The organism is Sediminispirochaeta bajacaliforniensis DSM 16054 (assembly GCF_000378205.1).
Taxonomy (GTDB): Bacteria; Spirochaetota; Spirochaetia; order DSM-16054; family Sediminispirochaetaceae; genus Sediminispirochaeta; species Sediminispirochaeta bajacaliforniensis.
Window position 1 is genome coordinate 211,316 of sequence record NZ_KB899408.1, and the last position, 13,012, is coordinate 224,327.

Consider the following 13,012-nt stretch of genomic DNA (forward strand, 5'->3'; position numbering starts at 1 on the left):
ATCTCAAAGGAGTACAACGATATGATAGATTCACCTGCTTATATTGAAAAAGTTTATTCTGGTGTTCTGGGTAAAATCATAGGGGTATATATGGGCAGACCCGTTGAGGGATGGAGCCACAAGAAGATACAAAAAGAGATTGGTGATATTTGGTATTACGTTCATGATAAGATTGGTGTTCCGTTGATTGTTACCGATGATGACATCTCCGGCACCTTTACCTTTATACGCGCCCTTGAAGATAGCCCTGGCCAGAAGATTCCGGACGGGAAAGATGTTGCCCATGCCTGGCTAAATTACATTATTGAAAACCGAACCATTCTTTGGTGGGGAGGAAAGGGAATCTCTACCGAACATACTGCCTATTTGGCTCTCAAAGAGGGGGTGGAACCCCCCGAAAGTGGTTCAATTGAACGAAACGGAAAGATTGTGGCCGAGCAGATAGGAGCCCAAATTTTTATAGACGGTTGGGCCATGGTGGCTCCCGGCGATCCCGATTTTGCCGTTTCATTGGCATCTGCGGCAGCTCATGTTAGTCATGACAGGGAAGCCGTATACGGTGCAATGGTCATTGCGGCCATGGAAGCATTGGCCTTTGTCTGTGATGGGACCGAGGATATCCTAAAGAAGGCCTTATCATATATTCCCGACGACTCTGTTATCTATTGCATGAATAGCTACCTGATAGAGCTGCATCATCGTGAGCCTGACTGGCGGAAGGCATGGTCGGAATTCAGCTCCATGTATAACTATGAGAAGTATCCGGGGTTTTGCCATATCGTTCCCAACCATGGACTTGTGGTTCTGAGTCTTTTATACGGCGACGATGATTTCCAGAAATCGCAAATGATTGTAAATACCTGTGGTTGGGATACGGACTGCAACGCCGCCAATGTTGGTTGTTTTCTCGGTATTAAAAATGGCCTGGCCGGTATCGATGCCGGAGCCGACTTTAGAACGCCTGTTCGTGATCGCCTTTATCTTGCAACGGCCGACGGGGGACGTGCCATCAGCGATGCGTTAACCGTAGCTTACCAACTGATTAATGCTGCAAGAAAATTAAAAGGACTTCCCGGATTGGCACCCAAACAGGGAGCCCGCTTTCATTTCTCCCAGCCTGGCTCCGTACAAGGTTTTCATTACGAAGATCCCTCCGGTGAAGCACCCCAGCCCTTGCTGGACAACTATGTCGATACAAGCGTCTCAGAAGAACATCTTTTACGATGTACGTACAGGAATTTGAGCCGAGGCCAGCATCTTCGCTTGAAAACCGCTACCTTCATTCCTCCGGAAGCGAGGGAAATGCCCGGCTATGAGTTTATTGCCTCCCCTACGCTGTATTCGGGGCAGACAATAACCGCACGGTGTTATGTTAAAGATACCACGGGATATATCGAAGCTGCCTTATTTACTCAGGTAAATGGTGATGATGATAACCTGTTGACCCGTCACGGCAAAAAGATGGCTCTGGAGCCAGGCAGATGGTACACTCTTTCCTTTACCGTAAACGAAACCGGGGGACAGCCCATTACCTTCGTCGGCATCGAGCTTATTTCTCCATGCGGAGGAAGTCACGGTACGCTCTATTTGGATTACCTTACCTGGGATGATTGTGTCACCTATGAGATGCTCCCCCTTCAAAAGCCCAAAGGAAAGGTCTGGATGCGAGCCTGGGTCGACTCCGTAGATATGGCCGATTTTCACTGGAATCCCGGGGTACGGATCAGCAAGGACCCCGGACTGGGTCTCCTCTATCAGGGCACGGAAACATGGCATAACTACCACATAAAGGCAACAATTCTTCCCCATCTTTTTCGAAAAGGGGGAATCGCATGTGCCATCAGGGGCTTACGGAATTATCTCATGGTCTATCTTGACCATGAAAAGCAAGCAAAGCTTGCGATGAATGTCGATGGAGATATCGATATTCTTGCATCTGCTCCCTTTGATTTTCAGTGGGAAAAACATGTAGACATTGAAGTAAACATGAGGAATGGGATTATCGAAGCAACGTTTGATGGAAGTACCATGCTGAAAGCAGAGTGTGATGAAAGACTGTTGTACGGTGCTGCAGGTTTTCTCGTAGAATCGGGGAGTCTGTCGTGTTTACAGATGACGATAGAATCGTGATCTGAATAGAGTGTTCCGAATCCTGGTGATAATATGCTTTTTTCGTGGCAGCTTTCTTGCATGGCATTGCCTACGCCTTTTTCATCGTATGATTTTTAATTGACTGTATGAGGAAGATTTGGGCTCTATCAATCACCACTATTCGGAGCAGTAGAATAGTTTTACAATAGCAACATGAGTGATTCAATGATCGATGCCATGAACCGGATGCAGGAGATACGAAAGCGTATTGAGGAAATTCAGCAGCTTGGGAAGGGGCAGAACCTTTCAGCAGCTTCTTCCGCATCGGAATCGAAAACCGAACCTGCAAAAGGCGATCCTCAGAGCAATGAGGCCTTCTCTCTTGCTCTTGAGCAGGCGATCGGGTCACTCATATCGTCCGGCGATGTGAGTGGCCTCGGCTCAGGTGGCGTCCTTTCGTCTTCAGATGTAGGGAATGTGACGAATTTAATTCAGAAGCTTGGTGGGACACAAGCAGATATAGATCCTGCGCTTGTTGCCAAGGCCATTGAACAGTATAAGAGTCGATAGTGTCCGGAATCCTGGTGGTCTGCGAGCCTCTTTGACGGAAATACTTGCTTTTATGCCAGTGCGTGCTTTTTCCCACAGTTTTGCTTTCAATTGGTTGCGGAAAATGGAATTATGTTCCTTCAACCACCAGGATTCCGAACAGTAGACAATGATTATTGCAATTGTGCCCGTTTTCTATTGATCCATGCATCCCAACCTTTACCGGAAAGGTGTTGTGCCACCCCGTCAAGCACATCCAGCTGCGTTACCGATGGGTCTGCAACAAGCTCATATCCATTATTTTTGTCTCCACTCTCAAGTTTGCATGCACCCCAATAGTACATTCCGCCCCGTTCGACCTTTATCGTATTTTCACGATCGGGTAAACCGCTATAGAGCAAAAACTCGGTATTTCCCGTCATGACATCAAGTTCGATGAGGTAGTAGTCCCCCGGTTTTTCGACCGGACACGCAAAGGTTGAAGTTGAACGGTCCCAATAGATCCACGCTCCTTCCTCCATGAGAGCCTTTGCTGCAGCCTTCTTTTCTTTTTTTGACATGTTTAGCAGATCATCGGCTGTATTCCAGCCCATTTTGTTTGCCAGCTCCCAGGGCGCAAAAAAGAACACTACGGAGCTATACTTCAAATGCTCTTTATTCAAGTACCCGTAGATAAGACTGCTGGCTTCACTTTGGGGGGCTGTATTCACTCCCATCGTGGCACATCCCGAAAGCAAAGCGACCGTAAGTCCGACAAGGATCGGGGTACAGATACGTAAGTGCTTCATTTCTTCTCCTTAACCTTATTATATTTTTTGGAGGAGAGACTTCGATTCGGGAGAATCCTGTTCAACGATATGCGAAAAGGCATTGTCTCCGTTGTCAGTCGAAGTCATTCCTCCAGAAACGCCTATGCTTTTTGTATTGGTCTTATTTTACCAATTACCGCTACTTCGTTCAATAGGTACATATAAATAGTCGAAATCCACAAAAAAACACCCGACCGGAAAGGTCGGGTGTAGTAATCACATCTTTTCGTATGTACGAAAAACGCTTTTTAGAAATCCCTGTCGGCAAGATACTTCAGTTCCCGGTACTTCCGGTCTACATCGTACTTTACCTTCTCAAGCAGAGCAGCAGCCCTTTCGGGATTTGCAGCCTTAAGGGATTTGTAACGTACCTCGTTGTACATGTAGTCTGCAGGATCGATCGTCGGCTCCTTGCTGTCGAGGTTGAAGGGGTTCTTTCCCTCGGTGGTAAGGTCGGGATTAAATCTCCACAAAGGCCACATACCGCTGTTGACAGCCAGCTTCTGCTGGTCCATACCCTTGGTCATGTTGATACCGTGGTTGATACAGTGGCTGTAAGCGATGATCAGAGAAGGACCGTCGTAAGCCTCGGCTTCTCGGATTGCTTTGATCGTCTGCATTCGGTTATACCCCATGGCAACACGAGCGACATAGACATAGCCGTAGCTCATGGCCATCATGCCGAGGTCTTTTTTAGAGGTCGATTTTCCGCTTGCGGCAAACTTGGCAATGGCTCCTACCGGAGTGGATTTTGACATCTGGCCTCCGGTATTGGAGTAAACCTCGGTGTCCATACAAAGCACGTTGATATTTCTTCCACTGGCCAGAACATGATCGAGACCGCCGTAACCGATGTCATAGGCCCATCCGTCACCACCGAAGACCCATACCGATCGTTTGATCAGATAGTCGGCGACGCTGGCGAGCTCTGTTGCATCGTAGTTGTCGGAAGCCTTGCACTGGGCGACCAGCTTGTCTTTCCATTCCCTCTGGCGATCAATCTCTTCATCGGTTTTCTGGGGGTTGGATTTGATGTTTTCAAGAAGACTCTTGTCGATACCTGAAGGGGTATTGGCAAGCAGCCGATCAACCAGCTCCATGGCGTAGTTACCCATTCTGTCGCTGGTAAGGCGCATGCCGTAACCAAACTCTGCCGCATCTTCAAAGAGACTGTTTGACCATGTCGGCCCTCTTCCGTCGTCTCTGGTGGTATAGGGCGTGGTGGGGAGGTTTCCGCCGTAGATGGAGGAACATCCCGTGGCGTTTGCAATAACAGCCCTGTCGCCGAAGAACTGACTGACCAGCTTGACGTAGGGGGTTTCACCACAACCTGCACAGGCTCCGCTGAACTCAAACAGCGGCTGGAGCAGCTGGCTGCCCTTGGTGCTGTTGAGGTTGAGTTTGCTTCGATCGTAGTTGGGGATTGAGAGGAAGTATTCCCAGTTTTCTTTTTCCTGTTCCCTCAGAGGCAGCTGGTGCTCCATGGAAAGGGCTTTCTTATCGAACTTCTTGTTCACAGGACAGATGTTCCAACAGGCGCCGCAACCGGTACAATCTTCCGGTGCCACCTCGATGGTGAATTTCTGGCCGGCAAACTCTTTGCCTTTTGCATCGGTGCTCTTGAAGGTCTTGGGTGCCTTGTCCAACAGGCCGGCATCGTACACCTTCATTCTGATAACACCGTGGGGGCAAACCGCCGAACAGTCTGCACACTGGATACAGACCTCAGGGTCCCATACGGGGATCTTTTCGGCGATGTTTCGCTTCTCGTATTTGGTGGTGCCGGTGGGGTAGGTCCCGTCGATCGGCAGCTGGCTTGTTTTCAGCTTTTCACCGCGGCTGGCCATAAGTTCGCCAGTAACGGTTTTAACAAATTCGGGGGCATCATCGGGAATAAGCTTAATCATGTGCTTATTGCCCTTGACCTCTTTGGGATAGCTGACCTCTTCAATTGCATCACGTGCCATATCGATGGTCTTGATGTTCTTGTCTACGACATCCTGTCCCTTTTTCATATAGGTCTTGGTGATGTACTTCTTGATAAGTTCGATTGCCTGGTCCTCGGGAAGGATACCGGAGATTTTGAAGAAAGCGGTCTGCATGATGACGTTGATTCTGCTTCCCATTCCCGCTTTTTCGGCAATGGAAACAGCGTCAATGACATAAAAGCGAAGCTTCTTGTCGATAATCTGCTGCTGCACCTCGACGGGGAGATTTTCCCACACTTCATCCTTATTGTAGGGGCTGGCAAGGAGGAACACTCCGCCTTCTTCCGCATTCTTTAGGATGTCGAATCGTTCAAGGAAGGTGAACTTGTGACAAGCGAGGAAGTTTGCCCGCTGAATATTGTAGGTGCTCTTGATCAGCTCTTTTCCGAAGCGGAGATGGCTGACGGTGGTTGCACCTGCTTTCTTCGAATCGTAGACGAAGTAGCCCTGAGCATAGTTGTCGGTGGCTTCTCCGATGATCTTGATGCTGTTCTTGTTTGCACCTACGGTACCGTCGGAACCGAGGCCGTAGAACATAGCCCGGTGTACCTTACCGTTGGACGTGCTGAAGCTCTCATCCCAGTCGAGACTGGTGTAGGCCAAATCATCGTAGATACCCACGGTGAAATGGTTTTTCGGCTGATCGGCGGCAAGGTTGTCGAAAACAGCCTTTGCCATGCCCGGGGTGAATTCGTTGGAACCGAGTCCGTAACGTCCACCCACGGTTTTGGGCCAGCTTGCAAACTGGCTTTTTCCAGCCTCCATAATCTCACCGATGGCGGTGCGAACATCTTCGTAAAGGGGTTCACCGAGGCTTCCCGGCTCTTTTGTTCTGTCGAGGACCGCGATCTTTTTTACGGTTTTAGGCAGAGCTTCGACAAAATGCTTTGCGCTGAAGGGGCGGAAGAGGTGAACCTTTACCAATCCGATCTTCTCACCCTTTGCCTGGAGCACATTCATGGTCTCTTCCATGGTGTCGGCACCGCTTCCCATCATCACGACAACGCGTTCGGCATCTGCTGCACCGACGTAGTCGAAAAGGTGGTACTGGCGTCCGGTCAGTTTGGCAAACCTATCCATAGCCTTCTGGACAATATCGGGGGTCGCTTCGTAGAACTTGTTGACCGTTTCCCGGGCTGCAAAGAAGACATCGGGGTTTTGGCTGGTTCCCCGAACGACAGGCTTTTCAGGGTTCATTCCTCTGGATCGATGGGCGCGAACATATTCATCGTTGATCATTTCACGCATCACATCATAGGAAATCTCTTCCACCTTCTGGATTTCATGGCTGGTCCGGAATCCGTCAAAGAAGTGGATAAAGGGAATCCGTGACTCAAGGGTCGCCGCCTGGGCGATGAGGGCGTTATCCATGGTTTCCTGAACGTTGTTACTGGCGAGCATGGCAAAACCGGTGGAGCGGGCGGCCATCACATCGGAATGATCACCGAAGATGGAAAGCGCCTGGGCCGCAACTGCTCGTGCCGCGATGTGAAACACTGTGGATGTCAGCTCTCCGGCAATCTTAAACATGTTGGGGATCATCAACAGCAAGCCCTGGCTCGCGGTAAAGGTTGTTGTAAGCGCGCCGGTGGTAAGAGCGCCGTGCACAGAACCGGAAGCTCCAGCTTCCGACTGAAGCTCAACTACGTCGGGGACCGTTCCCCAAATGTTTTTTCTGCCCTGGGCGCTGTACACATCGGCCAGCTCTCCCATGGGAGAAGACGGAGTAATCGGATAAATTGCGATTACCTCGTTTGTGGCATGGGCCACATGGGCGACGGCCGTATTGCCGTCGATCGTAACCATCTTTTTCTCAGACATTTCAGAGTCCTTTATTTAGGGGTTTTACTTGCTATTAGTATACCCTATATAAAATGACGGGACAAGGAGCATGAGGCGATTCGATATGAAAAGATCGTTTTTACCCTCCGACAGGTGCTTCGACTTCAGGAAGAAGGTGTCTCGTACAACAGACGCAAATATTCAGGTGCGGCAAAGCCTTGTAAAAGCCTGCGATGGACAGGATCCTCTCTCGGTGGTATCTTGTTACTTCGTGTCTCCCCTATTTGGAGAGAGGGACCTTTCATAAGCTGCTCAATCAGCTCCTTGGCGCGACTGGCGAAGTGTTCATTGCCGAAGTGTTTTCGTATGGTTTCCGTAGGAGGTGTCGGGTGTTGTCCGGTCAAAAGTGCCGCCTGAGAAAGCATATCGGCATTCAACGATCGAAGCTCCCGGAGAAGTCCCCGATCATCCATGCATCGTAAGAATCCCGCCTGAGATCCGGCATCAAGATATGAAAAATCGATTAGTTCGCTGTTAAGCATCTTCTGAATACGTTCCTGAAGGAGTGAGCGGACTTCCTCATGCAGGTAGGCAGAAAGCTCATTCATCCGCCGATTGTAGCGTTCTGAAAGCTCCTTTCTTTTCTCGTGCCTTACCGGTATCCAGAGTGTGGAATAAAGATAGTGGGGATAGCCTTCAAAAAGGGGTTCGATTCCTCCGAGGATATCCAATCGTCGTGCAAACAAGGGGACACCCCACCGCAGGGCATCCACAAAAAAGTAACCGAAACCTTCCTGTACGGAAGAAGAGACCACGAGATCGCAGGACCGGGCAAGCTCTTCAAACCCAATGCCGGCTGCATCGATCCCCGCCCCAAGGCCGAAGGCCCCCGTTATCGTACCGTCGGCAAAGAGCGATCGAACAAGGTGCGAATACTCCTGTTCCGCTTCGCTGGTCCCGGGCAGGGTAACAAGAAGATTAGCACCTCCCTCGACAAGTCGGGCAAGGAGAGCAGCCTCCAGCACGTTTTTTCGCCGGATCGTCCTAACGGGGTAAAGGAAAAAGGGAGCGGAGTGGTCGATCTTTCCTGCTGTTTCCGGCAATCCTGCGGCAACACGCTTTCTAATCCTTTCCCGATCAACGTCAAGGGAATCGGCATGACCGTCCGACACCGGATTATTCAGCAAGGCGACCCTCTCGGAAGAGATCCCGCACGATATGAGCAGCTTGCGATCCCGCTCGTTGATGGTCAGGTACAGAACATTCGGCAAGTCCGGGTAGATTGCATCGTTCATGGTGGCGTACAACTCGTCAAGGTTGTTATGCCTGCCGCATTCGGGAAAGTCGTGAATCTGGAGCATGACCGGCCGATCGGGATGTCGGCGGGCATAATCCAGGACCCCCTGAGTAAAATAACCGTTTTTGCCAAGTTGATAGTTATGAACCCACAGCAGATGGTCCGACAGATGCTCTTCAAGGAGTCGGCAGATGGCCTCTGACGAAAGCCCGTTGGTACCCACTATATCGGAATGATAATCGAAAAGCGGAAGGTGCATGGTCCTGAGATCGATGGCATCCAGATTATCGCCGCTTCCCGAAACAAGTTGTATCGATTCAATAGCCAGACACTGGTCAAGCAATGCCTTTGCCCCGGAGATGGCGACCTTTGTCACACCTCCGGGTCTGAAATGGTGATGTACAATGGCAATCTTCATGAAACAGAAGTGTAGCGTATCCCTGGCGTCGATGCTACCGCTTGCTGCTTTTTATTATCGTCAGCCGCTCTATAATGCATAGAGTTTAAAGGTCACCGTTGTTCCTATACCTATGTGGCTTTCAATGTCCACAAAGCAAGAGTCATCGTAGAAAAATTTTATACGTTTGATGACGTTTGTCAGACCGATGTGAGGATATGCGGCGTTTGGTTTGTCTCTTTTTATCTCCCGTAGCAATCGATTCGGTATACCTGTACCATTGTCTTTAATGGTGATAAATAGATAACCATCATGCATTTCTGTTTGGATATCTATCGTACACGCTTCTTCCTTGTCGGAAAAACCGTGAATAATCGAATTCTCGACAATAGGCTGCAATAAAAGTGGAGGCATTCTACATGAAAGGCTTTTCTGGTCCGCATTGATAAGGAGCTGGAATTTGTTCGGAAATCTGAAATTTTGCATATCAACATAGCATTGGATAATTTCCAAATGGTCCTTCAAAGGTCGTAACTCTTCAGAGAAATCGAAAGAATTTCGTAGGAGCCTACTAAGCGTTATAATGGCTGTCTTAACTTCTTCGGGAGAACTGTAGGATACCATCCCCTTTATTGTCGCCAGCATATTGTAGAGAAAGTGCGGTTTGATTTGTGCTTGCAGAAAGGCTATCTGGGCTTGATGCAGTAATCGTTCATTTTCCATGTTTCCATCCTGAAGCCGCTTGAGTTGTCTTACGAATTTATTAAATTCATCCTGAAGTTCATGAAGGTCGTCTCTCTTTTTGAGGTCGATTTGCGCTTCAAGATTACCTTCTCCCACAATTTTCATTGTCGTTATAAGCTTGTTGATTGGTTTTCTTAAACCGGAAGAAATAATCAAAGCCGTTATCATGCTGATAATAATACTGACAATAACAAGCCATGAAATTTTTTCTCGGAATTTTTCTTTCACTTCCAGTAAGAAGCTGTTTTGTACTTCGTAGTTCAGGATAAAGGAATTTTCGAGTATAGAATGAGAAAAGCTATAGGTAAAATCATTTTGATCAACGGGTATATATTTTTTGCCTTCATCATATCTTACTCCACTGTAGATAATGAAATTTTTCTTGTTTGTTATGTTTATACTTGATTGAACACTTTTCCCTTGTTCGATGAGGCTTTGTAGTTTATTGCGATATACATCAATGATGATATAGCCGATGACTTGGTGCACAGTATTAAAGACTTTGACGGCAACTGAGAGACAGATTGTATCACCGGATAAGCCTCTGTAAATCGAACTGAAAAAGAGATGGTCATTAAGGCTTGTCGATAGATTGTAAAGAATTCCCCAATTCTTATACAGATAAAGATTGGGGATGTAACCTGTCGAAATGTTATTTTCTGCAGAACGACTAATAAAATGGAGCTCCTCTGCTCCTTTTTTATAAAGCAGATACTGCTGGAGAACTTCGCTTGTGAATATACCGTGTTTGCTTTCTCTCGGTTCTCCAAAAAAAGTTTTAACTTCTTCACTGGCCGCAAAATCATAGGCAAGATGCAGATATTCATTCATCATCGATTCAATTCGTTTAGCTATCTGGATGCTTCGCACTCTTTCTTCTTCACGAATAAAATTTCTCGATAGCGATGTATAGATATCATCGAAGACAATTGAAAAGAGTAACACCAACGAGACGGAGATAATGAAGTATATCAGTGAAAGCTTTAAAAAGTACCGCTTTGTATAAACAAGGCGGCGTATACGTAATAGTTTTATATCTACCTCCAAATAGTATGGACCTACGTTTACGAGTTCACAAAAAAATTCTTTTCATGTTTAAATTGAATTGGTGTCATACCTGTAATGCTTTTAAAGACTACAGAGTAATATTTGTAATCGCTATACCCTACTAATTCCGCAATATCTTCAATGGTTTTATCAGTAGCTTTTAGATACTGTTGGCTAATGCGTATTCGGTACAGATTGACAAATTGCGTAAAACGCATCTTCAGTTTGCAAACAAATAGTTTACTCAAATAACTTTGACTGATACCTAAATACTCAGCCACTTCATGAAGGCTTATTGGATTTTGGTAATGGTTTTCAACATATTCGTAGGCTTTTTTTATAAATCGATTACAATTAGATTGTAACTGAAGTTTTCTATTTGGAGATTCGTGAAAATCGAATTGCTTGAACCTTCCTATGATTTTTATAAGTGCGCTTTGTAGTTCTTCAGGAATGATAGGCTTTAAGAGGTAGTCCGATACCCCATATTTTATTGCTGTGAGCGCAAAAGAGAAATCACTGAATCCGGAAATGAGAATAAACTCAATATGCCGTTCGATATCGCTGAGTTCTTTTATGAGCTGTAATCCGTCTATAATCGGCATCTTGATATCGGTAATGAGAATGTGTGCATTATGTTTAATAAAGAGATCTTTTGCATCAGATCCGTTTTTTGCTAAGCCGACGATTGAGCAGCCATATGCTCCCCAATCGATGATATGCTCGAATTCTCGCAGAATATAGTATTCATCGTCGGCAATCACTACTTTGAACATGTGGAAACCTATTTACACTCCTTCCGTCTCTGCAAATCGATATCCGTGACGTTTGATTAAATCGATAAAATCACTTTCCAGATGCATACAAACGATACGGTTCCTTACTGCTCTCGGAAATATAGCGTTCAACCTTTCAAGTGTTCCATGCGAGGGGTTGTCTCCATAGGCTTCGGTAACATCTTGATAGATTGTGCCAACCGTCCCGGAAAAAAACTTTTCTACCACGGTATCTGGTATTGTAGCAGCGTCTCCGCTGAAATACATAGTCTCATCTCCGGCATGTATGATGTAGCCATAGCTATCTATATGAGGCGAGTGCACTACTTTCTGGGGAAAGGCTTGTATGGGATTGGGTTCGGTAAGCGAGGGTATCAGGTCGTACTCATCACTCGGAATACCGGTCAATGTCAAAAGGCTGCGAACAGTGTGCTGGGGAAAGATCAGAAGCGGCTTCATACGCAGTTTGTTATAAGCATATGAAATGAGCATAGGCAGGCTACCGATGTGATCAGCATGAAGATGCGTAATGATAATAATCAGCTTTTTTGCTTCAAGAAACGGTTGTAGATCGATAATCCGGGAGAATGTGGTAAAACCGCAATCCAAGAGATAAAAGGTGTCATGGTGTAGAAAATATGCGTTTGTATTCCCCCATTTGGGGTTGTATCCGCTACCGTAACCGAAAAACTTTAATTCCATAGGTCCCTTCTATTTAATTCCAGAGCTTACAAAGCTATTGATAAACTGCTTTTGAAAAAATAAAAATGCCGTAAGCAACGGAAAGATGATAATGAATGTTGCTGCACAGACATTCGACCACTGCATTACCGCCTCTTTTGATTTTGCAAAAATAGCCAGCCCTACAGTGAGTGGTCTGTTGTTGACGGAATTTGTTACGATCACCGGCCAAAGATAGTTATTCCAGTGGTAGCTGATAGAGACAAGGCCGAAAGAGACGTAGGCTGGTTTTGCGCATGGTACATACACCTTCCAGATAGTCTGCATGAGATTACATCCATCGATTTTTGAAGCATCGGACAGAGCGATTGGTATGGTTTTGAAGCTTTGACGAAGAAGCAGTATGCCGAAGGCGCTGCAGTAAAAAGGAATCATGATAGCCAGCTTTGTATCGATGAGTCCCAATGAAGATATTGTTGAATAGTTCGGCATGATAAGTACATCATTTGGAATGATGATCTGTACAAAGATAAGAAAAAAGACAAGTTTTTCAAACCTGAAATTCATGACACTGAGGGCAAAGGCTGCAAGGGTCACCGTTATACACTGCACGCAAAAAATACCTGCAACAATCATAATGGTATTTGCATAATATCTGCCGAAAGGTGCAGCAGATAGAATGTAGATAATATTCTGCAATGAAAAGGGAGTTTTGGGGATGATGGACATATAATATGATGGTTCGGTAAAGGTGGTAACGATTAGCCAGATCAGGGGAATAAGCCATAAGAGTGCGAATGCCGATGCCAATATGAAAAATACTATACGTTTAAGCTGCATGGAAGGACTCT

At 46.6% G+C, this 13,012-nt stretch carries 9 protein-coding genes; 2 read left to right on the top strand and 7 right to left on the bottom strand.

Translation table 11 applies throughout. The features are described 5' to 3' along the window. Positions 1-21 precede the first annotated feature (21 nt). Together F459_RS0104285 and F459_RS0104290 are read left to right on the top strand one after the other, a co-directional pair. A complete protein-coding gene (locus F459_RS0104285) occupies positions 22-2,130 on the top strand; it encodes an ADP-ribosylglycohydrolase family protein (RefSeq protein WP_081623713.1) in 2,109 nt (702 codons plus the stop codon). 174 nt (positions 2,131-2,304) lie between these two features. Further along, positions 2,305-2,661 carry a hypothetical protein gene (locus tag F459_RS0104290; protein ID WP_245540073.1) on the top strand — a complete coding sequence of 119 codons (357 nt, stop codon included), beginning with the start codon at positions 2,305-2,307 and terminating at the stop codon, positions 2,659-2,661. A 152-nt stretch (positions 2,662-2,813) separates the two neighbouring features. Here F459_RS0104290 and F459_RS0104295 read toward each other — a convergent pair whose 3' ends face one another. The 7 genes from F459_RS0104295 to F459_RS0104325 form a co-directional block, all read right to left on the bottom strand. Further along, the gene (locus tag F459_RS0104295; protein WP_020611503.1) at positions 2,814-3,428 is read right to left on the bottom strand and encodes a hypothetical protein; all 615 of its coding nucleotides are present in this window, start codon (positions 3,426-3,428) and stop codon (positions 2,814-2,816) included. Between the two features lie 269 nt (positions 3,429-3,697). Then, the gene (nifJ, locus tag F459_RS0104300) at positions 3,698-7,258 is read right to left on the bottom strand and encodes a pyruvate:ferredoxin (flavodoxin) oxidoreductase (RefSeq protein WP_020611504.1); all 3,561 of its coding nucleotides are present in this window, start codon (positions 7,256-7,258) and stop codon (positions 3,698-3,700) included. 125 nt (positions 7,259-7,383) lie between these two features. Beyond that, positions 7,384-8,934 carry a glycosyltransferase family protein gene (locus F459_RS0104305; protein ID WP_020611505.1) on the bottom strand — a complete coding sequence of 517 codons (1,551 nt, stop codon included), beginning with the start codon at positions 8,932-8,934 and terminating at the stop codon, positions 7,384-7,386. 69 nt (positions 8,935-9,003) lie between these two features. Then, positions 9,004-10,527, bottom strand: coding sequence for a sensor histidine kinase (locus F459_RS0104310; protein WP_245540074.1), 1,524 nt, complete (start codon positions 10,525-10,527; stop codon positions 9,004-9,006). A 194-nt stretch (positions 10,528-10,721) separates the two neighbouring features. Next, positions 10,722-11,480: a response regulator transcription factor gene (locus F459_RS0104315; protein ID WP_020611507.1), complete on the bottom strand. Its 759-nt coding sequence runs from the start codon at positions 11,478-11,480 to the stop codon at positions 10,722-10,724. 12 nt (positions 11,481-11,492) lie between these two features. After that, entirely contained in the window at positions 11,493-12,182 is a 690-nt protein-coding gene (locus F459_RS0104320; protein ID WP_020611508.1) for an MBL fold metallo-hydrolase, read from the bottom strand. Positions 12,183-12,191: 9 nt separating this feature from the next. Then, positions 12,192-13,001 (bottom strand): carbohydrate ABC transporter permease, encoded by an 810-nt coding sequence (locus tag F459_RS0104325; protein WP_013253232.1) that lies wholly within the window; start codon positions 12,999-13,001, stop codon positions 12,192-12,194. Positions 13,002-13,012: the final 11 nt, after the last annotated feature.